This window comes from Streptomyces lanatus, assembly GCF_014655715.1.
Taxonomy (GTDB): Bacteria; Actinomycetota; Actinomycetes; order Streptomycetales; family Streptomycetaceae; genus Streptomyces; species Streptomyces lanatus.
Genome location: NZ_BNBM01000003.1, coordinates 255,218 through 277,410, shown reverse-complemented (window position 1 = coordinate 277,410; position 22,193 = coordinate 255,218). Strand labels below are relative to the sequence as shown.

At 71.7% G+C, this 22,193-nt stretch carries 19 protein-coding genes; 6 read left to right on the top strand and 13 right to left on the bottom strand.

Translation table 11 applies throughout. The features are described from left to right. Window positions 1-48: 48 nt before the first annotated feature. From moeZ to IE325_RS10190, 12 genes are all read right to left on the bottom strand, one after another. Window positions 49-1,227, bottom strand: a complete 1,179-nt coding sequence (gene moeZ / locus IE325_RS10240; RefSeq protein ID WP_190069473.1) for an adenylyltransferase/sulfurtransferase MoeZ — start codon at window positions 1,225-1,227, stop codon at window positions 49-51. A 63-nt stretch (window positions 1,228-1,290) separates the two neighbouring features. Further along, window positions 1,291-2,076 carry a spherulation-specific family 4 protein gene (locus IE325_RS10235; RefSeq protein ID WP_190069472.1) on the bottom strand — a complete coding sequence of 262 codons (786 nt, stop codon included), beginning with the start codon at window positions 2,074-2,076 and terminating at the stop codon, window positions 1,291-1,293. Then, window positions 2,064-3,086: an NAD-dependent epimerase/dehydratase family protein gene (locus tag IE325_RS10230; protein WP_190069471.1), complete on the bottom strand. Its 1,023-nt coding sequence runs from the start codon at window positions 3,084-3,086 to the stop codon at window positions 2,064-2,066. Before IE325_RS10230 ends, IE325_RS10235 begins: the two co-directional genes overlap by 13 nt. A gap of 135 nt (window positions 3,087-3,221) precedes the next feature. Then, window positions 3,222-4,541, bottom strand: a complete 1,320-nt coding sequence (locus tag IE325_RS10225) for a subtilase-type protease inhibitor (RefSeq protein ID WP_190069470.1) — start codon at window positions 4,539-4,541, stop codon at window positions 3,222-3,224. A gap of 50 nt (window positions 4,542-4,591) precedes the next feature. Further along, window positions 4,592-6,292, bottom strand: a complete 1,701-nt coding sequence (locus IE325_RS10220) for a DUF3492 domain-containing protein (protein WP_229911741.1) — start codon at window positions 6,290-6,292, stop codon at window positions 4,592-4,594. A gap of 222 nt (window positions 6,293-6,514) precedes the next feature. Continuing rightward, entirely contained in the window at window positions 6,515-8,140 is a 1,626-nt protein-coding gene (locus IE325_RS10215) for a dipeptide ABC transporter ATP-binding protein (protein ID WP_190069468.1), read from the bottom strand. After that, the gene (locus tag IE325_RS10210) at window positions 8,137-9,126 is read right to left on the bottom strand and encodes an ABC transporter permease (RefSeq protein WP_190069467.1); all 990 of its coding nucleotides are present in this window, start codon (window positions 9,124-9,126) and stop codon (window positions 8,137-8,139) included. The genes IE325_RS10215 and IE325_RS10210 overlap by 4 nt, the downstream gene beginning before the upstream one ends. Then, window positions 9,123-10,109 carry an ABC transporter permease gene (locus tag IE325_RS10205; RefSeq protein ID WP_190069466.1) on the bottom strand — a complete coding sequence of 329 codons (987 nt, stop codon included), beginning with the start codon at window positions 10,107-10,109 and terminating at the stop codon, window positions 9,123-9,125. The genes IE325_RS10210 and IE325_RS10205 overlap by 4 nt, the downstream gene beginning before the upstream one ends. 4 nt (window positions 10,110-10,113) lie before the next feature. Continuing rightward, a complete protein-coding gene (locus tag IE325_RS10200) occupies window positions 10,114-11,841 on the bottom strand; it encodes an ABC transporter substrate-binding protein (protein WP_190069465.1) in 1,728 nt (575 codons plus the stop codon). A 176-nt stretch (window positions 11,842-12,017) separates the two neighbouring features. Next, window positions 12,018-12,110: an Ms4533A family Cys-rich leader peptide gene (locus IE325_RS47000; RefSeq protein WP_312025441.1), complete on the bottom strand. Its 93-nt coding sequence runs from the start codon at window positions 12,108-12,110 to the stop codon at window positions 12,018-12,020. 56 nt (window positions 12,111-12,166) lie between these two features. Further along, a complete protein-coding gene (locus IE325_RS10195) occupies window positions 12,167-13,708 on the bottom strand; it encodes a DUF3152 domain-containing protein (protein WP_190069464.1) in 1,542 nt (513 codons plus the stop codon). Window positions 13,709-13,998: 290 nt separating this feature from the next. Further along, entirely contained in the window at window positions 13,999-15,036 is a 1,038-nt protein-coding gene (locus IE325_RS10190; RefSeq protein WP_190069463.1) for an alpha/beta fold hydrolase, read from the bottom strand. Between the two features lie 229 nt (window positions 15,037-15,265). Between IE325_RS10190 and IE325_RS10185 the strand changes: the two genes are divergently transcribed. The 4 genes from IE325_RS10185 to IE325_RS10170 all read left to right on the top strand — a co-directional run bounded on the left by IE325_RS10185 (window position 15,266) and on the right by IE325_RS10170 (window position 17,196). After that, on the top strand, window positions 15,266-15,490 hold the full coding sequence (locus tag IE325_RS10185; RefSeq protein WP_190069462.1) for an Rv3202a family protein: 225 nt from the start codon (window positions 15,266-15,268) through the stop codon (window positions 15,488-15,490). Between the two features lie 229 nt (window positions 15,491-15,719). After that, window positions 15,720-16,361, top strand: a complete 642-nt coding sequence (locus tag IE325_RS10180; protein WP_190069461.1) for a TetR/AcrR family transcriptional regulator — start codon at window positions 15,720-15,722, stop codon at window positions 16,359-16,361. Between the two features lie 135 nt (window positions 16,362-16,496). Then, entirely contained in the window at window positions 16,497-16,724 is a 228-nt protein-coding gene (locus IE325_RS10175; RefSeq protein ID WP_147993573.1) for a DUF3107 domain-containing protein, read from the top strand. A 202-nt stretch (window positions 16,725-16,926) separates the two neighbouring features. Next, window positions 16,927-17,196 carry a hypothetical protein gene (locus IE325_RS10170; RefSeq protein ID WP_190069460.1) on the top strand — a complete coding sequence of 90 codons (270 nt, stop codon included), beginning with the start codon at window positions 16,927-16,929 and terminating at the stop codon, window positions 17,194-17,196. A 233-nt stretch (window positions 17,197-17,429) separates the two neighbouring features. Here IE325_RS10170 and IE325_RS10165 read toward each other — a convergent pair whose 3' ends face one another. Then, entirely contained in the window at window positions 17,430-18,176 is a 747-nt protein-coding gene (locus IE325_RS10165) for a ferritin-like fold-containing protein (RefSeq protein WP_229911740.1), read from the bottom strand. Window positions 18,177-18,658: 482 nt separating this feature from the next. On the opposite strand from IE325_RS10165, the gene IE325_RS10160 reads away from it, so the two are divergent. After that, on the top strand, window positions 18,659-21,136 hold the full coding sequence (locus IE325_RS10160) for a DEAD/DEAH box helicase (RefSeq protein ID WP_190069458.1): 2,478 nt from the start codon (window positions 18,659-18,661) through the stop codon (window positions 21,134-21,136). Between the two features lie 148 nt (window positions 21,137-21,284). Beyond that, the gene (locus IE325_RS10155; RefSeq protein WP_190069457.1) at window positions 21,285-22,181 is read left to right on the top strand and encodes an alpha/beta fold hydrolase; all 897 of its coding nucleotides are present in this window, start codon (window positions 21,285-21,287) and stop codon (window positions 22,179-22,181) included. The last annotated feature ends 12 nt before the right edge of the window (window positions 22,182-22,193 follow it).

Below are 22,193 nucleotides of genomic sequence, written 5' to 3'. Positions count from 1 at the left end.
CCCCCCCGCCGCTGGAGCCTGACTCGCCCTACCGGTGAGGGCGTGCGCTCAGTAGACCGGCTTGTCCGGCTCGATCTGGTTGACCCAGCCGATGACGCCGCCGCCGACATGCACGGCGTCGGAGAAGCCCGCGGACTTCAGGACCGCGAGGACTTCCGCACTGCGGACACCCGTCTTGCAGTGCAAGACGATCTTCTTGTCCTGCGGGAGGCTCTCCAGAGCCGTGCCCATGAGGAACTCGTTCTTCGGGATCAGACGCGCGCCGGGGATCGAGACGATCTCGTACTCGTTGATCTCGCGGACGTCGATGATGTCGATGTTCTCGCCGTCGTCGATCCACTCCTTGAGCTGCTTGGGAGTGATCGTCGAGCCGGCGGCGGCCTCCTGGGCCTCCTCGGAGACGACGCCGCAGAAGGCCTCGTAGTCGATGAGCTCGGTGACGGTCGGGTTCTCGCCGCAGACCGCGCAGTTCGGGTCCTTGCGGACCTTGACCTGGCGGTACTGCATCTCCAGGGCGTCGTAGATCATCAGGCGGCCGACCAGCGGCTCACCGATGCCCGCGAGGAGCTTGATGGCCTCGTTGACCTGGATGGAGCCGATGGACGCGCACAGCACGCCGAGGACGCCGCCCTCGGCGCAGGAGGGAACCATGCCGGGGGGCGGGGGCTCCGGGTAGAGGCAGCGGTAGCAGGGGCCGTGCTCGGACCAGAAGACCGATGCCTGGCCGTCGAAGCGGTAGATCGAGCCCCAGACGTACGGCTTGTTCAGCAGCACGCAGGCGTCGTTGACCAGGTAGCGGGTCGCGAAGTTGTCCGTGCCGTCGACGATCAGGTCGTACTGGCTGAAGATGTCCATCACGTTGTCGGCCTCGAGCCGCTCCTCGTGAAGGATCACGTTCACGTACGGGTTGATGCCCTTGACGCTGTCGCGGGCGGACTCGGCCTTGGAGCGGCCGATGTCGGACTGGCTGTGGATGATCTGGCGCTGCAGATTCGACTCGTCCACCTCGTCGAACTCCACGATGCCGAGGGTCCCGACACCGGCGGCGGCCAGGTACATCAGCGCCGGCGAGCCCAGGCCTCCGGCGCCCACGGCCAGCACCTTGGCGTTCTTCAGCCGCTTCTGCCCGTCCATCCCGACATCCGGGATGATCAGGTGGCGGGAGTACCTGCGAACCTCGTCTACGGTGAGCTCGGGGGCCGGCTCGACCAGGGGTGGCAGCGACACGGGGACTCCGTTGGTCGGTCGATCACTACATTTGTTCTCCTGGTAACAGTGCCATGGCCTTTTTCATTCCGAGACACCTGTTCCGATCCGCGAGACGATTTCGTCCCAGTAGCCGGGCAGTGTCTCCCAGGGGTCGGCGCGGCCGCCGCGGTCCGTGTGGTCGGTGAACCAGATCGTCGCGGCGCCCTGCCAACGGGCGATGCGCAGGGCCTCGTCGAGATGGCCGAGCGGCACTCCGTGGACGAAGTGGCAGAAGCGGTCGGGGGGATAGTCCGCCGTCCACTCCGCGACCTGCGACCAGCGGTAGTCGCGCCACGCTCCGGAGAAGGTGACGAGCTGGTCGGCGCAGTCGGCATAGCCGGGGTGCGGGTGGGTGCCGTGGCCCAGGACGATGTGGGCCTTGTCACGCAGCGCACGGAGTGTGGTGACGGTGCGCAGGACCTCGGGCAGAGCGGTGCCGTCGGTCGGGCAGCGGTCCAGGAGGAAGCCGTCCACGCGGTACCAGTCGATGTAGCGGTGTGCCTTGGAGATCACCTCGCCGAAGGCGCGGGCTCCGTGGACCGTGCCGAGGTGGGCCCGGTCGAGGGCGGCGGCGTCGAGGTGACCGAGGACGCGTACTCCGGCGTTGTGGAGCCTTCCCGCGGTCTCCAGGCAGTGTGGGTCTGGGCGGGCGCCGGGGCCGTCGGCGACGTTCAGTACGGCCCAGTGCACGGGGGTGCCGGGGCGGGTGAGTTCGCCCCACTCGGCGGGGGCGAGGAGGGGGTGGGCATAGCCGGGGATGCCGAGGCCGGTGTGGAGGGCGGTGCTCGTGTTCGGCGAAGTCGATCGGGCGCCGGTCAGATACGGCATGCCGCCTCCATCCAGATGTCGCCCAGAGACTCCTCGAGGTTGATCCGCGGGCGCCAGCCGAGGCGGTCGCGGGCGGTGCGCACATCGGCCTGCTGCCAGCTGCCGCAGCCGTCCGGGTAGGCGACGGGGGCCGTGTGGGCGGTGTGGGCCGCGTGCGCTCCGGAATGGACCGTGTGCACTCCCGGGTGGGCCGCGTGGATCGCGTGGTCCGAGTCGGCTCGGGGGTGGCCGATGGAGGGGCGCAACGGTCCCGGGGGGCCGTCGAGTTCGTGCAGGGCGCCGCCGTAACCGGCCACGCGGGCCAGGATGGCGGCGGCGTCGCGCAGGCGGACAGCGCGGCCGGAGCCGATGTTGATGACGCCCTGCGCGGCGGAGAGGGAGGCGGCGTGGACGGCGCGGGCGACGTCGCGGACGTCGATGAAGTCGCGTTGGGCGCCGAGGCCGGTGAGTTTCAGCTCGCCGTCGCCGGACTGCATGGCGCGGCGCATGGCCTCGGCGAGGCGGCCGAGGGGGGAGCCGGCGGGGGTGCCGGGGCCCGCGGGTGAGAAGACGCGCAGCACGACGGCGTCCAGGCCGGAACCCAGGACCAGTTCGGTGGCGGCGAGTTTGCTGACGCCGTACGGGCCGCCGGGGCGGGGGACGGAGTCCTCGGCCGTGGAGGAGCCGGGCTGGCTCGGGCCGTACTCCGCGCCGCAGCCGATCTGGACGAGGCGGGCGCCGCAGCCGCTGCGGCGCAGGGCCTCGCAGACGGTGGCGACGGCGACGGTGTTGTGCCGGGTGAGTTCGCGGGCACCGCCCCTGGTGGCACCGGCGCAGTTGACGACCACGCCGGGGTGGACCGCGTCCAGGAAGCGCGTGAGGGCGCCGGGGCTGCCGGAGGCCAGGTCGAAGCGGACGTCGGCGTCATCACCTCGGCCCAGTGCGGTGAGTTGGACCGCGGGGTCGGCGAGGAGGCGGTCCGCGACGAAGCGGCCGAGGTAGCCGTTGGCTCCGATCAGTAGGACTCTCATCGGGCGGCTCCCGGGGCCGAGGGGTGATCGGGTCGGGAGGTGATCATTTGGGGGTCTCCTTCGAGGGCTTCTGCAGCTTCCGTGACTTCTGTGGCTTCTGTGGCTTCGGATAGGAGGGACGAGGGGGCCTGCCCCTCAACACGGGTGGTCCTGGGGTGCGTGGGCCGATGCCCTCGTCAGCGTGCGCATCGCATGCAGCAGGAGCGTCAGCGCGCCCGTGCCGCAGGCGATCGTGGGGATGGCCGCCGGGCCCCAGATGTCGAGGAGGGACTGGACGGGCGTCGCCAGTCGCGCGCAGCCGGGGAGGCGGGCGGCGAAGAGGGTCGCGAGGGCCGTTGCCTCGGCTGAGGCTGCCGCGGTGAGGACGAGTGCGGGGGCCTGGGTGAAGCCGTGGGCGGTGAGGAGGCGGGCCAGGAGCAGCAGGGCGCCCAGGGTGAGGGTCTGCGGGTAGGCGGCGGGCTCGTGGAGGGTGGTGCCGGTCAGGGTGAGCAGGGCCGTCAGGGCGCCCAGGTAGAGGGCGAGCGTGGCCAGGAGCAGGGGTTTCGCGGAGGTGGCGAAGTCCTTCAGGGCTCGGCTGGCCGAGAGTCTGTGGCGGGCCCGTACGGCGAGGAGGTGGGCGCACCAGGCCGCGGGGGCGCAGGACAGGGCCAGGGCCAGGACGGGCGCGACGGTGAGGGGCCATGGGCCCTGGGCGGTGCCGGTGGGGAGGGCGTCGGGGCCGCCGGTGGCGGCTGCTCGGAGGAGGCCGTCGCCGAGGAGGGCGTAGGCGATGAGCCAGCCGATCCGGGTGGCGGTCGGGCGGGTGATGTGCCGGCCGGCTAGGGGGCCTCGGGCCACGGCCGCGCGCAGGGCGAGGGTCACGACGAGGGTTCCCACGGCGGCCGTGATCAGTCGGGACTGGCCGTGGGTGAGGTGCAGGCCGGTCACCGTCGCCGCGCAGAGTGCCCCGGGGAGGAGGGTGAGGAGGATCCAGTCGGGGCGGGCGCGGGGAGGGGTCAGGGGCTGGGTGCCCGGGGGTTCCTCACCGTCCCGGGGTGTTCGGGCGTACATCTCCTCGGCGAGGGAGAAGACGTCCCGGTGCAGGAAGCGTGCCGCCGTGCGGTCGGTGATGCCGTGGGCCTCCAGGCCGGCCGCGATGTCCAGAGGGTCCACCGCGCGTTCGCACAGCTCACGGTGGCGATGCATCAGGGCCTTCACCGGGTCGGCGCCGGTTCGGCGGGCGGGGCGATCGGGGCGGGCAGCCGAGGCTCGGTCCACCGAGGTCCCGTCCACCGAGGTTCCAACCACGGCCCCCCGATCTGCAGACACCCGATCCTCAGACGCCCGCTCCCCAGCAAGCCCGGCCGGCGCGCCGGCCGCATCGTCATGGTCGTCCAGCCACTCCCCCGACCGTTCGTCCCACGCCCCGGCACTCGTCGGGGCCCCGGGGCGATCCAGTCCTCCCAGGCCGTTCATCGGGCGCCCTCCGTCCAGACCGTTCATCGGGCGCCCTCCGTCCAGGCCGTTCATCGGGCACCCCCCGTCGCCGGGATCGTGGTGGCGCGTACAGGCGCCCCCTGGGGGCGGGCCGGCCCGCCTCGGGCGACCAGGCCATGGGGCCGTTCGGTCCAGCGGCCGGGGACGTGGGCCTCGGCGGGGACGGCGAAGGGCAGGGGGTCTCCGGAGTCGTCGAGGACGACTCGGCGGACCGGGGTGCGCGAGACGATCTCCAGGTAAATGCCGTGAAACGCCGCGACGTTCTGCTCGACGGTGAACAGTTCGAGCGCACGCGCGCGTGCCGCCGCGCCCAGGCGCTCGCGGCGCTCCGGGTCGCGCAGCAGGGCGACGCACGCCTCCGCGAGGGCCCTCGGGTTGCGCGGCGGTACGACGAGACCGGTGCCGCCGATGACCTCCACCACCGCGCCGACGTCGGTGGACACCGTCGCGCGACCGCAGAGCATGGCCTCGACGAGGCCGATGGGGAAGCCCTCGACGACACTGGACAGGACGGTCACGGCGCCCGAGGCGTACGCGTCGGCCAGGGACAGGAGCTCCGGGTCGCCGATCTCCTCGAAGGACACCGGGTTGTCGCCCACGGTGTGCGGGCCCTCGGCCTCGTCGGGGAAGAGCTGCGCGGCCAGGGCCTTGCAGTGGCCGAGATAGGCGGCACCCTCGGAACCGGCAGGGGTGCCGACGATCCGCAGGCGTGCCTTCGTCTCCTCCTTGCGGACCTCGGCGAAGGCGTGCAGCAACGACACCAGGTCCTTGGTGGGTTCGACGCGGCCGACCCAGACCAGCGAGTCCGGGTCCGCGCAATCCGTGCTCTCGCCGACGTCCGCGAAGCGGGAGGCGTCCATGCCGGGGTAGACGGTGCGCAGCTTCGCACGGTCGGCGCCGCAGCGTTCCTGCCAGCGGCGGGCGTGGCCGTTGCCGGGGGTGATGAGGGCGGCCCGGGAGTAGGCCTCGGCGGTGAGCCGGCCGTGGAAGGTGGCGAGCAGGGCCCGTACGGCCGGTGAGGCGTCGGGCGCGGCCAGGTAGTGCGTGCGCAGCCGCACGCCGTACTCGGTCAGCAGCAGCGGTACGTCGCAGAAGTGGTGGGCGAGCAGGCCGGACAGGGCCGCGGGGCCGCCGGACGTGGCGTGGCACAGGTCGGCCGCGCCCAGGCCGTCGTCCTCGTACCAGTCGAGCGAGAGGGGGCGCAGGGCGTGTTCCAGCTGCGCGGCGACCGTCAGCAGATCGGGTACGCGCGCCTCGCGCGCCGCCCGGAGCGCGCCCCGCGACCGACAGGCGCGCTCCAGAGCGCGTACGGCGGCCTCCGAACGGAGCGCTCCCACCAGGCCGCCCTCGTCGCGGGCGAGTTCGGCGAGCCCGTACAGCGCGTTGCCGAAACGGTCCGCCTCAAGTGCGGACCCATCCTCCGGGGCTTCTGCGAGGCCCCCCGCACAGAGCACGGCCGCCAACTCGCCGTAGTGCTCGGCGAACCGTCGGCGCGCGCGACGCCCGTACCCCGCTCCGTCGTCCTCGGCGGCCCACATCGGCGCGGTGCGCACTCGGCTGACCTGCGCCGGCAGCGGGACCCAGCCCTCGTCCTCCTGGCGCTCGGTGCGGCTGAGCGCGTAGATGTCGAACTCGTGCTGTTCCAGCCCGCGTACGAGCCGGTCGCACCAGAGTCTGGCGTCACCGCTCACATACGGATAGCCGCCCTCCGTAATCAGTCCGATGCGCACGAGTACACCCCCGATCTCCCATAAGGGGAGCCGCCGTTCCCCCGGCGGCTCGCAGCGGGACGAACGTATGCGGACAAGGCGGTGGCGCGACGGACGGTTGTCCATCGCACCACCAAAAGGGGTGAACGGTCGTAACTTTCCCGTGCGGGTCGCGTTCCGTCGCGCTAGGAGATCAAACACGCACGGATCGTCACACCTGGACCGCGCTGACGGACCGGAGGGTCACACCGCCGCCAACTCCCGCCTTGCGGCCCGCCGCTGGGCCGCGATCCGGGGATCGAGTACCGGTACGGCGGCCAGGAGCTGCTTGGTGTACGGGTCCTGCGGGTTGTCGTACACCTCGTCGGCGGGGCCCTCCTCGACGATCCGGCCGCGGCGCATCACCGCGACCCGGTCGCTGACCTGACGTACGACGGCGAGGTCGTGGGCGACGAAGACGAGAGCGAGTCCGAGTTCGCGCTGCAACTCGCCCAGCAGGGCGACGACCTGGGCCTGCGTGGTGACGTCCAGCGCGGAGACGGGCTCGTCGCAGACGATGATGCGCGGGTCGGCCGCGAGCGCCCGTGCGATGCCGACGCGCTGGCGCTGGCCGCCGCTGAACTCGTGCGGATAGCGGTCGTAGTGCGCCGCTTCGAGCCCCACGCGCTCCAGCAGCTCTCTGACGCGCCCCCGGATGCGCCCCTCGTCGCGCTCGCCTCGCGCGCGGAGCGGGTCGGCGATCGACTCGCCCACGGTGCGGCGGGGGTTGAGGGAGGACACGGGGTCCTGGAAGACCATCTGCACGGCCGGATCCACGTCCACGCGCGCGTGCCCGTCGTACCGGACCTCCCCGGCCGTCGGCTCCAGAAGCCCGACCAGCATGCGTCCCAGGGTCGTCTTGCCGCTGCCGCTCTCGCCGACGATGCCGAGGGTCTCGCCGCGGTGGATGGTCAGCGAGACGTCGTCGACCGCCGTGAACGCCCGCTTCCCGCGCCCGAATTCACGCCGGAGGCCGGTCGCCTCCAGCACGACCTCCCCGACGGTCTCCGCCGCACGGACCTCGCGCGGCGCATCCACCCTCGGTACGGCACCCAGCAGCTCCCGCGTATACGTCCGCGCGGGCGCCCCCAGCACCTCGGCCACCGGCCCCTGCTCCACTGCCCGCCCGTGCCGCATCACCAGCACCTCGTCGACGCTCTCGGCGGCGACCCCGACGTCGTGCGTGACGAGCAGGAGCCCCATGCCGGTCTCCTCGCGGAGCGTGTGCAGGAGGTCGAGGATCTGGGCCTGCACGGTCACGTCGAGTGCTGTCGTCGGCTCGTCGGCGATCAGCAGATCGGGTTCGCAGGCCAGCGCCATGGCGATGAGCGCGCGCTGGCGCATGCCGCCGCTGAACTCGTGCGGGCGCGACCGGGAGCGCCGGGCCGCGTCCGGGATGCCGACCCGGTCCAGCACCTCGACGGCACGCGCGCGTGCGGCTCGTCGCGAGGCACGCGCGTGCACGCGGTACACCTCGGCGATCTGGTCGCCGATCGCGTAGTACGGGTCCAGGGACGACAGCGGGTCCTGGAACACCATCGCGGCCCTGCCGCCGCGCAGCCGCTGCAGTTCCTCGTCGGACGCCTCCTGTACGTCGGTTCCGGCGACGTCGATCGAGCCGCCGACGCGCGTGCCCGTGCCCCGGTGCAGCCCGAGCAGGGCCGAGGCGACCGTGGACTTGCCGGAGCCGGACTCGCCGACCAGGGCGAGGGCCGCGCCGCGCTCCAGCCGGAAGGTGAGGCCGTCGACGGCGCGCAGGTCGCCGAAGTCGACGGTCAGGTCGCCGACTTCGACCAGGCTCCGCCCAGGAACAGTCGTCACATCGCTCATGCCAGCACCACCCGTCGATCGGCCACCGCGTACAGCAAGTCCGCGACGGCGTTGGCGACGACCACGAAGAATCCGATGACCAGGACCATGCCGACGACGACCGGAAGGTCGACCACCTTGACGGCGTGGACCAGTTCCTGCCCGATGCCGGGCAGGCCGAAGAGTGTCTCGGTGAGTACCGCGCCGCCGACCGCGCTGCCGAAGTTGTTGGCGTTGAGGGCGATGACGGGCGCGAGGGCCCCGCGCAGCGCGTGCCGCCCGATGACCGACCGTTCGCCGACGCCGTAGGCCCGGAAGGTGCGGATGTGGTCCTCGGCCAGCGTCTCCAGCATCGACGCCCTGGTCAGCCGGGCGAAGGCGGCGGCCTCGATCAGGGCGAGCGAGAGCCAGGGCAGCAGCAGGTTCCACGCCCACTGTTCGGGGTCGTCGGTGAAGGCGACGTATTGCGGGAACGGCAGCAGTTGGAGCTGCCCGCAGACGACGATCATCAGGAGCAGGCCGATGACGAAGACCGGGGTGGCCACGCCTGCGAGCGTGATGCCGGTCAGCAGCCGCTCGGTGAGACGGCCGCGTCGCCATGCGGACAGGACGCCGGTGCCGACGCCGAGGATCAGCCACAGCACCATCGCGCCGAAGACGAGCGACAGGCTGACCGGGAGCTTCGCCAGGATCAGCGCGGTGACCTGCTGGTCGCTCTGGTACGAAAGGCCGAGGCAGGGCGCCGAGCAGTGCTGCACGGACGTGCCCGTGGAGTAGTCCTGGCCGGCGACCAGGCCCTGGAGGAAGTCCCAGTAGCGCGCGTACAGCGGGTCGCCCAGGTGCAGTTGCCCGGCGACCTGCTGGACCTGGGCGGGTGAGCAGCGGGGGCCGCAGGTGATCTGGGCGACGTTGCCGGGGGTGACGTAGAAGACGACGTAGACGATCACCGAGATGGCAAGCAGGGTGATGACGGCGCCCAGCACCCGGCGCGCGAGGAAGCCGGTCATGCCTTGGCCTCCCTCTTGCGGCCGGTGCCGACGCGCAGCCTGGACGCCGCTCGGGGGTCGAGCGCCGTGCGCACGCCGTCGCCGAGGACGGTCAGGGCGAGGACGGTCACGAAGAGCGCTCCGGCGGGCAGCAGCAGGTACTGCGGGGCGGCCTGGTACCAGACGTCGGCCGCGGTCAGCATCTGTCCCCAGGACGGCGTCGGGGGCTTCACGCCGACGCCCAGGAAGGACAGGGCGGCCTCGACGGTGATGTCGACCGGGACGAGCAGCGCCGCATAGGTGATGACCGGCGCGGCGATGCCCGGCAGCAGCTCGCGGCGGGCGATCCGCCAGGTGCCCCAGCCGCTGAGCCGGGCCGCGGCGACGTAGTCGAGCCCTTTGAGGGTGAGCGTCTGGGCACGCACGATCTTCGCGATGCTGCCCCAGCCGATCAGCCCGATGACCAGGGCGACCAGCACGGGCCGCGGGAAACTCGACGGCACGATCGCCAGCAGCGCGAGCGCCATGATCATCAGCGGCATGGCGACGATGACGTCGGTGAACCGGCTGAGCAGCTGATCGACCAGGCGGCTCCCGAGCGCGGCCGCGACGCCCACCACGACGCCGATGGCGACCTGGACGACGGTCGCGGCCAGCGCGACGCCGAGGGAGACCCGGGCGCCGTACACGAGCCGGGCGAACAGGTCCCGCCCGGTCTGCGGTTCGACGCCCAGCCAGTGGTCGGCGCTCACGCCTCCGAAGGAGCCGATGGGCACGCCCCCGCGCGCGGAGTCCACCAGGGACGGGTGATAGGTGGTCGGATCCTGGCCCTCGATCGCGGTGAGCAGGGGTGCGGCGAGCGCGACCAGGACGAGCAGCGCGACGACGACCGCCGCGACCAGGGCGGCACGCTGCGTGCGCAGCCGCCGCCAGAACTGACGGGCCCCCGAGGCCCCCGGGGCGGACACCCCGGGAGCCTCGACGGCGAGAACTGCCTCACTCACGGCGCTACTTCACCGCGACCTGGGAGATGTCCAGAACGCCGGTCCAGTCGCTGATCACGACGTTCTTGACGTCACCGCCGACCAGGCGCTTGTAGACGGGGTGGAACAGCGGCACGGTCAGCGCCCGCTCACCGATCTTCGCGTCCAGCGCACCCCACCGCTTGGCGGCGGCGTCCAGATCGGTCAACTTGTTGATCGCGTCGATCTCGGCGTTGACCGACTTGTCGTCGAGCAGACCCGTGTTGAAGTTCGCGCCGTCCTTGACGATCTGCCGGCCGTCGAAGATCGGGGCGAGGAAGGGACCGCCGGAGGGCCAGTCGGCACCCCAGTGGGCGAGGAAGAACCCGGGCTCGCTCTTCACGCTGTGGATCTTGTCGGAGTAGTCGTTCTCCTCCAGACCCTGGAGCCTGACCGTGATGCCGGCCTTCTTGAGCGCGTCCTGGATCGCGGTCGCGATCTCGGGGCTGGTCTCGAAGTCCTTGGCGTTGGAATGGGTCAGGGTGACGGTGAGCCCCTTCGCGTACCCGGCCTCCTTCAGCAGCTCCTTGGCCTTGGCCGCGTCACCGGCGTCGCCCGCCGGGAAGTGGTCGTACTGGGTGTAGCCGAAGGACTTCTGGTTCGGCAGGAAGGTGGTGGCGGGCTCGGCCAGCGCGGAGCCGCCGGCGGCGTTGACGACCGACGACCGGTCGATGGCGTACGAGATCGCCTGGCGCACCTGGGCGTTGTCGAACGGCTTGATCGTCGGGTTGAAGGCGATGTAGTCGGTGTAGCCGAAGTGACCGGTGCCGACCCGCGCGGCCAGCTCCTTGTCGCCGGTCACCTTGGCGAGCTCGGCCGGGCCGAGGTTGGTGTCCGTGGTGACCGCGGCGGCGTCCGCCCCTTGGGACGACGACAGCCGCTGGTTGATCACGGAGGAGTCGAGCCCGGACCGTACGTCGATCTTGTCGGGGTAGGCCTTGCGCTCGGCGTCCGTCGAGGCGGACCAGTGGGTGTTGCGCTCCAGGACGAGCCGCTCACCGTCGTTCTCGTTGCTGACGACCTTGTACGGCCCCGACGAGAGCGGGTGCTGCTCGTACTTCGTACCGGTGTCCTTGGCCTTCGGGACGGGCGTGAACTGCGTCTGCGTGGCCAGGTAGGGGAACTCGCCCTCGGGCTTGTTGAGATGGAAGACGATCGTCCGCGCGTCCGGTGTCTCGATCGCCGAGAGCCCCTTCGTGTCCCCCTTGTCCTTGTACGGCCCCTGGTAGTCGGCCGCGCGGACCAGCCAGTCCCGCAGGTAGGGGGCGCCGCCGGACAGCTCGGGCGCGAAGGAACGCTCGATGCCGTACTTGATGTCGGCCGAGGTGATCGGGCTGCCGTCCTCGTACTTCAGGCCCTCCTTGAGGGTGTACGTCCATACGGTGGCGTCCTTGTTGGGGCGCCCGGTGTCGGTGGCGAGGTCGGGGACGACCTTGGCGCCGGCCTCGCCGTTCTCGCGGTTGCGGGTGGTGAGGGTGCGGAAGACGAGGGAGGGGACGTTGCCGCCGCCGGAGGTGTAGAGGCGAGCGGGGTCGAAGTCCTGCTGGGGGTTGGAGTTGAGGACCGTGAGCGTGCCGCCCTTGTGGGGCGTGGAGTCGCCGCCGGAGCCCTTGGCATCGTTGTCCTCAGGGCCGCAGGCGGCGGCGCCCGCTGCCACGACCAGGCTGACGGATGCCGCGGCCACGCGGCGCGCTATGACGGACGGTTGACGCATCGGAGACGACCTCTCGGAGTGATGGATGCCGTACCGCTGTCTCGAATGGCGATACGGAATGACGCGGAGTGAGACGGAAACAGGCAGACGTCTGCCCCCGGCGTCGGGTCGTCAACGAGCCGTGACCGAGCCACGGAATGGAAGGAGAATCGCGACGCGAACGCCAGGGGCGAGCGTCAGCGACAGTGAATGTCGGCCACGCACAGAGCGGTCACGCCGATGAGCGCCAGCTCGATGGCGGCGCGAGTGGAGGCGTGACGGGACGACATGTGCAGAAATATGGATGATCTCGCTGCACATGTCAATGTGACATATGAGTCACCCGTCAACTCCCGGGGTACGCCCAGGGGTTGGGTCGGCAGTGGATCCCGTCGTGGTCGAGGAACTTGGTCTGCTGCTGCATGACCGGGGCGAGCTCGCCGTCCTTGTCGCAGGTCACATGGCCGTAGCCGAGCCGGTGGCCGACCTCGTGGTTGATCAGCATCTGCCGGTACTCGAGGATGCGGTCGTCGCCGTACGTCTTCGATCCCTGCGCCCATCGGTAGGCGTTGATCATGACGCGCTCGGTGGAGGCCGAGTCGCACGAGACGTTGTCCTCGGTGGTGTCGAGTCCGGACTTGGCGCACCAGTCGGCGGTGGTGCCGGGGCTGGCCAGCGTGATCACGAAGTCGGGCTTGCCGGTGTAGATGCGCTCGAAGGTGTAGGCGCCGTTGTGGGCCCAGCTGCGGTCGTCGTTGAGCGTCTTCTGCACGGCCTGCGCGAAGAGTTCGCCGTCGAGCCCGAGCCCCTTCTCGACGTCCACGCGATAGGTGAACTTCCGCCCCGTGCCGGGCGCCTTGTCGACGCCCTGTATCGCCTCGAACTCCCCCGAGCCCTTGAGGGTGGCGCCGAGCGGATACGTCGCGGCCATCTTCTGCGCGTACGTCAGCGGGACGGCGCCCGGCGCACCGGACGGCGTCGGCTGTCCGTCCGGCAGCGAGGCCGAGTCCCGGGCGTCCCGCGCCTGGTCGGTGGTGGACTGCGACTGTACGTCGCCGTCGTCCCGCCCCTTCGCGACCTGACCGGCGACGACCACGGCCAGCACGGTGACGACGGCGGCAGCGGCGATACCGGTGAAGGCCCGCCCCTTGCCGCCCTGAGTCTGCGCGGGTTCACCGGTCGGCGGGGCGTCGTCGTCGAACTCGGTGTCGTCCGCGACACCCACGCCCGGCCTGGTGTCCCAGTCGGCGACGGAGGCGTACGGGTCGGAAGCGTGCGCCGCCTCGGACGTACGGGGCGCGAAAACGTCGACATCGTCGCCGTCCGTGACGCCCCGCTCGAATGCGTCGAGGTAATCCTGCCGGGGCCCCTCGGAACGCGGCGCCCGCCGGGGCCGCGGCAACGGAACGCCGGTCGCGGGCGGAGCACCGGCGGCCACGGAAGCGCCGTAGGCGCCCTGTGCCGGGCCCCTCAAGTCACCCCAGCCACCACCGGGTTCACGCTGCTCGGGGTGGCTGCCACGGGCGCGGGGAGTGCCGTGGGCGGGGGTGCCGTCGGGAAAGCGGGGGATGCCTTGCGCGGGGGTGCCGTCCGGGAGGCGGGGGACACCGCGCGCGGGCGTGCCGTCCGGGAAACGGGGGACCCCACGCGCGGGCGTGCCGTCGGGGAGCCTAGGGAAGCCGTGCGGCGGGGTGCCGCCGGGCACACCCGGGAAGCCATGGGCGGGGGTGCCATCAGGCAGCCTCGGGAAGCCATGCGGCGGGGTCCCATCAGCCACCCCCGGGAAACCACGCGCGGGCGTGCCATCAGGCAGCCGCGGTATCCCTTGAGCCGGCGTGCCGTCAGGAAAGCCGCGCCCGCCGTACGCCGGTGCGCCCCCTGTCGGCATCCCCTGCCGAGGAACAGGCCCTTGACCCGGTATTCGCCGTCCCCCGGGCCCACCGGACTGAGGCCATCCACCCTGGCCGGTACCCGGCCCCGGACCCGGCGCCGCACCGGGCCGTGCCCCCGGAACCCTGCCGGGCCCCGTACCCGGCGCGGACGGCCCCCGCTGCCCGGAACCAGCCCCTGGCTCCGGCTGTCCTCCCCGGGTGCCCTGAGTGCCCTGTCGTGCTGTCGTGTCCGCGGTGTCCCGCTTGGCGGTCGACCCGCGGCGGCTGTGGCGTCCCACGTCGCGCCTCAGCTCCCGGCGTTCTCGGTCACGGCACCGTCACCGGCACTGCCGACCCCGGCGACATCCCTGACAGCCGGCTCGCCCGCCCCGGTGCCCGTGTCCTCAAGGAGGTCCCGGAACGCGCGGGCGACATGCTCCGGATACTCCATCATCGCCACATGCCCAGCCTCCGGCAGGCTCAGCAGACGGGAGTCACGGAACGTGCGGGCGGCCTTCTGGCACATGCGGTAGCCGACGAGCTGGTCGCGGCCGCCGTAGATGAGCAGCGTCGGTGCGAGCACCCGCTCGGCCTGGCGCCACAGCGCGTGCTGACCACTGAGGGTGTACGCGTTGACCAGCCCGCGCGCGGAACGCGTCAAGGCGTCCCAGAAGTACGGCAGTTGAAGCCGTCGTTCCATCTCCTCGACGGCGTTGCGGAATCCTTCCGGCGTGGCCCGCCCAGGGTCGCCGTAGCAGAGGTTCATCACCCCGCGGACGCGCTGCTCGGCCGTCCAGCCCCGGCTGAGCCGAGTGAAGAGCGACGTCACTCCGGGCACCGCGAGCAGTGCCGTCGGTACGGCGGTGCGCTGGACGCGGAGCTCGGGCAGGGCGGGCGAGACGAGGGTGAGCGTACGGACGAGGTCGGGACGGACCGCGGCCACGCGCGTGGTGACCGCTCCGCCGAGCGAGTTGCCCAGGAGGTGCACCGGGCCGCGGTCGGAGGCGTCGAGATAGCGAATCACCGCGCGTGCGTGCGCGGTGATCGAGTAGTCGCCGTCGTCCGGTGGCGGCGAGTCGCCGAAGCCCGGCAGGTCGACGGCCTCGCAGTCGACGTCTCCGTCGAGCTGTTGCATCAGCGCCGACCAGTTCTGCGAGGAGCCGCCGAGTCCATGGACGTAGAGCGCGGGCGGCAGCCCTTCGCGCGCGGGCTGTCTCGACCGGACCGTCAGCGTGATCCCCGGCAGTCCGACCGATCGCAGGCGCTCGCCGTCCGCGACCCTGACGGTCGCCACCTTGGGGAGCACACTGGCGGCCGGCGCTGAGGGGAGCTCGGTCGAAGACATGCGGCAATGTTACGAGACGATCACGCAGTGGTTCATGTGTTCGCCGTCACACGCGACACATAAATGGCATCGCCCGGCTCGACAGCCACCCAGCCGGACGATCCCCCGTACGCCACATAGCATCCCGAACCGGTGTCTCCTAGGCTCATACGCAGGGCACCCGGAGGTGGACCCCCGCTTCACCCAGGGACGAGAGCGCCCCCGGGACGCTCCAGGAAGGGAGCCCACCATGGCCGTCGATCCGACCGACCCCGACACGTTCGTGGACGAGGACACCGACGAGTCCGAGGAGTTCGACGTCGAGGCACCCCCGGCCGACGCGGCGGAGCAGCAGGCCGACGTCAGGCGCGACCGCGACGACCCCATGACCGGCGCCGATCAGGACCGGGCGAACGAGGCCGATCTGATCGAGCAGGCACGCGTCGTATCCATCGACGAGGACGACTACCGCTGACGAACCACCGGGACGGACGATCAGAAACGGCCGGAGACGATCAGTAGTGCGCCGCTGAGCAGGAAAGAGGCGGCTTGCTGCCCGTTGCGCCCCGGTTTGAAACCATCCGCGCGACTTTCGTCACCGTCCGGTCCGTGAAATTCTGCGCTCGCACCGCGCACACCAGGGTTACCGAAAAGTACGATGGCCGCGCGGCGCACACCGCATGTGGACGACATTGGGAGGCGGCGTGACAGCCATCGAGCAGACAGAGGCGGCACGCCCGCGGGGCACTCGCCTGCCGCGCCGTGCCCGACGGAACCAGCTCCTGGGCGCGGCCCAGGAGGTGTTCGTCGCGCAGGGCTACCACGCTGCCGCGATGGACGACATCGCCGAGCGCGCCGGCGTCAGCAAGCCGGTGCTCTACCAGCACTTCCCGGGCAAGCTCGATCTCTACCTCGCCCTGCTGGACCAGCACTGCGAGTCCCTGATCCAGTCCGTACGGAGCGCGCTCGCGTCGACGACCGACAACAAGCAGCGCGTACGGGCCACGATGGACGCGTACTTCGCGTACGTCGAGGACGACGGCGGCGCCTTCCGTCTGGTCTTCGAGTCGGACCTGACGAACGAGCCGGCCGTGCGCGAGCGCGTCGACAAGGTCACCAACGAGTGCGCCGAGGCGATCTGCGACGTCATCGCCGAGGACACCGGCCTCTCGCGCGCGGAGTCGATGCTGCTCGCCTCCGGCCTCGGCGGCCTCGCCCAGGTCGTGGCCCGCTCCTGGCTGCACAGCGACCGCAGCGTCCCGCGCGACCAGGCGGTGCAGCTGCTGACGTCCCTGGCCTGGCGCGGCATCGCCGGCTTCCCGCTGCACGGCGCCGAGCAACACTGACCGCTCCTTTGTTCCCGCCCGCTGTTCGCTCCTGGCGTTCTTGGGCGGAGCGTGTACGTCCCCTCACCGGGCTAATGTGTGCTGGGTACGGCGCGGAAGGACGCGCACTTCACTGACCGTCGGAGGGACATAGCCGTGGAGGTCAAGATCGGCGTGCAGCACGCGCCCCGCGAGATCGTTCTGGAGAGCGGTCAGAGTGCCGAGGAGGTCGAGCGGGCGGTGTCCGAGGCGTTGGCCGGGAAGACACAGCTGCTGAGCCTCGTGGACGAGCACGGCCGCAAGGTCCTCGTCCCGGCCGACCGCCTCGCGTACGTGGAGCTCGGCGAGCCGGCTCCGCGCAAGGTGGGCTTCGGCGCGCTGTAGCGAGGCGCCCACGCGGCAGACATGACGGGAGGGCCCGGCGACCTGGTCGCCGGGCCCTCCCGTTCTGCGTCCCTCCCACCCCTCCCGCCTCTCCACAAATGGAGCACAGCCCGTTCACAGAGGAGGATTGGATTCCGCAGGTCAGGGGTATGACGGGCTACGACCGTTTCGAGCAGGCCGGCCATGTGGGAGGGACCCCAACATGCTCTTGGAAGCGATCAGCTCCGCGATCCTCGGCCTGGCCCTGGCATGGGCTGCCGCACGCCGCCTGCCGCACCGGCTGCCCGCCCGCTCGCTGGTCCTCCCGACAGGTGTCGCCGGTGGCCTCTTCGGCGCTTTCATCACGCATACGGCGCTCGACTTCGGCAACCTCTTCGTGATCCTGATCGGCGCGGCGATCGTCTCGGCCGCTTCCCTGTCGCTGCTGGTCCGCCCGGCGGGAAGACTCAGCCGCCACTCGGCGACCGCGTAGACCAGGAGGACCGGCGGCCGCCGGACAACTGACGTCGGTGATCTTCCGACGCCGGTGGCTTCCAGCCGATGTCGGTGCCCTCCAGCCCGCGCCGGTGACATTCCAGCCGACGCCGGTGATCCTCCAGCCCGTCCGGCGTTTGAGGACGAGGCCCGTTCAGGGCCGACAACGGGGGTCCGGGGGCGGCAGCCCCCGGGGGACGGGAATGGGTAGGGGCGGCGGGGGCGAGAAACCTACGCCGCCAACCCCAGCGCAGCCATCCGCTTCGTATGCGCCTCAGTGATCCGCGAGAACATCTTCCCGACCTCGGCAAGATCGAACCCGTCCGCGACCCCACCCACCAACATCGTGGACAGCGCATCCCGATCGGCAACCACCCGCTGCGACTGCGACAACGCCTCCCCCATCAACCGCCGCGCCCACAACGCCAGCCGCCCACCCACCCGCGGATCGGCGTCGATCGCGGCCCGCACCTTCTCCACGGCGAACGAGGCATGCCCGGTGTCGTCGAGCACGGCCAGCACCAGGCTCCGCGAGTCCGAGTCCAGCCGGGCCGCGACCTCCCGGTAGAAGTCGCTGGCGATCGAGTCGCCGACGTAGGCCTTGACGAGCCCCTCGAGCCAGTCCGACGGCGCGGTCTGCTTGTGGAAGCCGTCCAGCGCGGCGACGAACGGCTCCATCGCCTGCGTCGGCTCGGCGCCGATCTCCGTCAGCCGGTCCCGCAGCTTCTCGTAGTGGTGGAACTCGGCCGACGCCATCTTCGCCAGCTCCGCCTTGTCCGCCAGCGTCGGCGCCAGCTTGGCGTCCTCGGCGAGGCGCTCGAACGCCGCCAGCTCCCCATAGGCCAGCGCGCCGAGCAGGTCCACGACAGCGGCCCGGTACTGCGGATCGGCGGAGGCCGTGGCCCAGTCCTGGGCGGCGACCCCGGTGTGTTCGACGGCGGTGTCGGAGGCGTCAGAGGTGTTGTCAGGCGTCGTCATGAAGCGCACAATAGCCCGCTCGCCGTGTCACGGAAGTCCCTGGTCAATCACTGTGACGCCGACTACGTGACCAATTCGGCCATCGCATGTGCGCGTTTCCGGGGTATGGTGGTAATGCGCCCGCTGAGTACTCAGACGTATCTCGACGGGCCGCACGTTATGAGGATGCCCGGTCGGTGGCCCGATCGGCTCCGACCCGACAGCCCTCCTCGGTCGTACGGCACAGTGCGTACGACGACCGGAGGGACACCCTCAGCGGTACGAGCGCTAGAGCGTCGGCAGTGGTCCCGTGTCCTACGGCCAATCCGTATGGCAGCCGACGTCCCCGGCACGGTCCGTCAAAGACCCCCGCGCTCGCCTCGCACCGCGCACACAGAAGAGGCAGCACCCTGACTACGACTTTCCGAGAGCTCGGAATCCTTCCCGAGACCGCCGAGGCCCTTGAGGCCGTCGGCATCGTCAACCCCTTCCCCATCCAGGAGATGACCCTCCCCGTCGCCCTCTCCGGCACGGACGTCATCGGCCAGGCCAAGACCGGCACCGGCAAGACGCTGGGCTTCGGTCTCCCGCTCCTGGAGCGCGTCACCGTCCCCGCCGACGTCGAGGCCGGCCGCGCCGAGCCCGAGGCGCTCACCGACGCCCCGCAGGCGCTCGTCGTCGTCCCCACGCGCGAGCTGTGCACCCAGGTCACCAACGACCTGCTGACCGCCGGCAAGGTGCGCAATGTCCGCGTCCTCGCGATCTACGGCGGCCGTGCCTACGAGCCGCAGGTCGAGGCCCTGAAGAAGGGCGTCGACGTCATCGTCGGCACCCCGGGCCGACTGCTGGACCTCGCGGGCCAGAAGAAGCTCAACCTCAAGCACATCAAGGCGCTCGTCCTCGACGAGGCCGACGAGATGCTCGACCTGGGCTTCCTGCCCGACGTCGAGAAGATCATCAACATGCTGCCGGCCCGCCGCCAGACCATGCTGTTCTCGGCGACCATGCCGGGCGCGGTCATCGGTCTCGCGCGCCGCTACATGTCGCAGCCCACGCACATCCGCGCCACCGCGCCGGACGACGAGGGCGCGACGGTCGCGAACACCGCGCAGTTCGTCTACCGCGCGCACAACATGGACAAGCCGGAGATGGTCGCGCGCATACTGCAGGCCGACGGCCGGGGACTGGCCATGGTCTTCTGCCGTACGAAGCGCACGGCGGCCGACCTCGCCGACCAGCTCCAGCAGCGCGGCTTCGCCGCCGGCGCGGTCCACGGCGACCTCGGCCAGGGCGCCCGCGAGCAGGCGCTGCGTGCTTTCCGCAACGGCAAGGTGGACGTCCTCGTCTGCACCGACGTCGCCGCCCGCGGCATCGACGTCGAGGGCGTCACCCACGTCATCAACTACCAGTCGCCGGAAGAGGAGAAGACGTACCTGCACCGCATCGGCCGTACGGGCCGCGCGGGCAACGCGGGTACGGCGATCACGCTGGTCGACTGGGACGACATCCCGCGCTGGCAGCTCATCAACAAGGCGCTGGAGCTCAGCTTCAACGACCCGCCGGAGACGTACTCCACGTCCCCGCACCTCTTCGAGGAACTGAAGATTCCGGCCGGCACCAAGGGTGTTCTGCCCCGCTCGGAGCGCACCCGCGCCGGGCTGGCGGCGGAGGAGGTCGAGGACCTCGGCGAGACCGGCGGCCGTGGTGCGCGCGGTCGCGGTGGCCGGGGCGGCCGGGACGAGTCCCGTTCGTCCTCGTCGGACCGTGAGCGCTCGGCGCGTACGCCGCGTCGCCGTCGCCGTACGCGCGGCGGAAGCACCCTCGACGCGACGTCGGCGCCGGCCACCGGTGCCGAGACCGTGGAGGAGACCACCGAGGCCACCCCGGCCGAGTCGGTCACCGCCGCGCGCACCCCGCGCCGCCGTCGCCGCACCCGCGGCGGAGCGGCGCCGGAGCCGACCCTGACGACCGCTCCCGCCCAGAGCGCGGAGGCGGCCGTCACGACGGCCGAGGGCCCGTCCCTGGACACGGCCGAGGAGACCGCGGCCAAGCCGCGCCGTCGCCGCACCCGCAAGTCGGCGGAGACGGCGGAGGTCACGCCGGTCACGGAAACCACCGAGGCAGCGACCACGGCACCGCAGGTCGCGGAGACCGAGGAAGCCCCCGCGGCCAAGCCGCGCCGGACCCGCAAGGCCACGGCAGCGACGGCGGAGGCGGAGACCGCGGTCGACACGGCCGAGGCCACCGAAGCCAAGCCCAAGGCTCGCCGCACCCGCAAGACCGCGGCGTCCACCGCAGAAGCCACCGCCGAAGCCGCCGTCGACACGGCCGAGGCCGCGGAGGCCAAGCCCAAGGTCCGCCGCACCCGCAAGGCCGCCACGACCGTGGCCGAGCCGGAGGTCACCGACATCCCGGCCCAGACGGCCCAGGAGCCGGAGACCACCGAGGCCAAGCCGAAGGCTCGCCGCACCCGCAAGGCGACGGCCACGGCCGAAGCCGCCGTGGACACGGCCGAGGCCACCGAGGCCAAGCCCAAGGTCCGCCGCACCCGCAAGGCCACGGCGTCGGCCGCCGAAGCGGTCGTCGACACGGCCGAAGGCGCGGAGGCCAAGCCCCGCCGCACCCGCAAGGCCACGGCAGCGGCCGAGCCGGAGGCCGCCGAGGCCAAGCCGCGCCGAACCCGCAAGGCCACGGCAGCGACGGCGGAGGCGGAGATCGCGGTCGACACGGCCGACGCCACCGAAGCCAAGCCCAAGGCTCGCCGCACCCGCAAGACCGCGGCGTCCGCCAAGGCCACCGAGGTCGCCGGCATCCCGGCCCAGGCCACGCAGGAGCCGACGGCCAGGGAGGCTCCCGCCCCCCGCCGCCGCACCCGCAAGGCCGCGGTCACCGCGGAGGCCGCCGACGCCACGGCCGAGGCCAAGCCCAAGGTTCGCCGTACCCGCAAGGCCACGGCTGCCGCGGAGCCCACGGAGGGCTGATCTCCCGTAGGACGTACGACGGCCCGGTCCCGCTTCTGGCGGGGCCGGGCCGTCGGCGTTTCCCGCAACACCACCCCCGACCGGCATGAGGCACCGAGCGCCCGACCACCCAGGCTCCCCCGCCACCCCCACCAGCTACCCTCCCCCCGTGACCACCCAACCCGCCTTCACCCCACCCCCGAACGCACGCGCCTACCCCCTCCACACCCCCCGCGGTACCTTCGCCGTCGTCGACCACCCGGCCGCCCCCGGCGTCGACCCCCGAGGCACCGCCCTGCTGCTCCCCGGATTCACCGGCAGCAAGGAGGACTTCACGCTCATGCACGAGCCGCTCGCGGCACGCGGCTACCGCACCGTCGCCATCGACGGCCGGGGCCAGCACGAGTCGGACGGACCGGAGGAGGACGAATCCGCGTACGCGCGGGGCGAGTTGGCCAAGGACGTCCTCGCCCAGACGGCGGCTCTCGGCGGCGACGGCGACACCCCGGTCCACCTCCTCGGCCACTCCCTCGGCGGCCAGATCGCCCGCGCGGCCGTACTCCTCGACCACACGCCGTTCCGGTCACTCACCCTCATGGCGTCGGGCCCCGCCCAGATCTCCGAATCCCAGCAGCAGCGCGTGAAGCTCCTGAGGGACGCGCTCGCGGTGATGACGATGGCCGAGACCTGGGAGGCGATCCTGGCGATGGGCCCGCCCGAGGAGGTCGGCGGCCCGGCCAAGGGCATCGGAGGCCCGGATCTGCTGCGCCGCCGCTGGCTCGGCACCAAGCCCGCCCAACTCCTCGCCACGGGACGTCAGTTGACCACGGAGCCGGACCGGGTCGACGAACTCGCCGCCCTCCCGCTCCCGTTCCACGTCCTGTCCGGCGCCAGCGACGACACCTGGCCGGTCCCGGTCCTCGACGACATGGCCGCACGGCTCAACGCCCACCGCACGGTCGTCCCCGGCGCCGAGCACTCCCCCAACGCCGACCAGCCCCTGCGCACGGCACAAGCCGTCGCCGACTTCTGGCAATCCATCGACGGAGCGGAGCCGGCCGCCTAGCGCCCACCACCC

What these genes read in the sequence shown, in the direction of transcription:
- IE325_RS10235 (WP_190069472.1), bottom strand. Translation starts at nt 2,076, where the DNA reads ATGCCGTATCTGACCGGCGCCCGATCGACTTCGCCGAACACGAGCACC.
- IE325_RS10230 (WP_190069471.1), bottom strand. Translation starts at nt 3,086, where the DNA reads ATGAGAGTCCTACTGATCGGAGCCAACGGCTACCTCGGCCGCTTCGTC.
- IE325_RS10225 (WP_190069470.1), bottom strand. Translation starts at nt 4,541, where the DNA reads ATGAACGGCCTGGGAGGACTGGATCGCCCCGGGGCCCCGACGAGTGCC.
- IE325_RS10215 (WP_190069468.1), bottom strand. Translation starts at nt 8,140, where the DNA reads ATGAGCGATGTGACGACTGTTCCTGGGCGGAGCCTGGTCGAAGTCGGC.
- IE325_RS10210 (WP_190069467.1), bottom strand. Translation starts at nt 9,126, where the DNA reads ATGACCGGCTTCCTCGCGCGCCGGGTGCTGGGCGCCGTCATCACCCTG.
- IE325_RS10200 (WP_190069465.1), bottom strand. Translation starts at nt 11,841, where the DNA reads ATGCGTCAACCGTCCGTCATAGCGCGCCGCGTGGCCGCGGCATCCGTC.
- IE325_RS47000 (WP_312025441.1), bottom strand. Translation starts at nt 12,110, where the DNA reads ATGTCGTCCCGTCACGCCTCCACTCGCGCCGCCATCGAGCTGGCGCTC.
- IE325_RS10195 (WP_190069464.1), bottom strand. Translation starts at nt 13,708, where the DNA reads ATGCCGACAGGGGGCGCACCGGCGTACGGCGGGCGCGGCTTTCCTGAC.
- IE325_RS10190 (WP_190069463.1), bottom strand. Translation starts at nt 15,036, where the DNA reads ATGTCTTCGACCGAGCTCCCCTCAGCGCCGGCCGCCAGTGTGCTCCCC.
- IE325_RS10185 (WP_190069462.1), top strand. Translation starts at nt 15,266, where the DNA reads ATGGCCGTCGATCCGACCGACCCCGACACGTTCGTGGACGAGGACACC.
- IE325_RS10170 (WP_190069460.1), top strand. Translation starts at nt 16,927, where the DNA reads ATGCTCTTGGAAGCGATCAGCTCCGCGATCCTCGGCCTGGCCCTGGCA.
- IE325_RS10165 (WP_229911740.1), bottom strand. Translation starts at nt 18,176, where the DNA reads ATGACGACGCCTGACAACACCTCTGACGCCTCCGACACCGCCGTCGAA.
- IE325_RS10160 (WP_190069458.1), top strand. Translation starts at nt 18,659, where the DNA reads ATGACCCTCCCCGTCGCCCTCTCCGGCACGGACGTCATCGGCCAGGCC.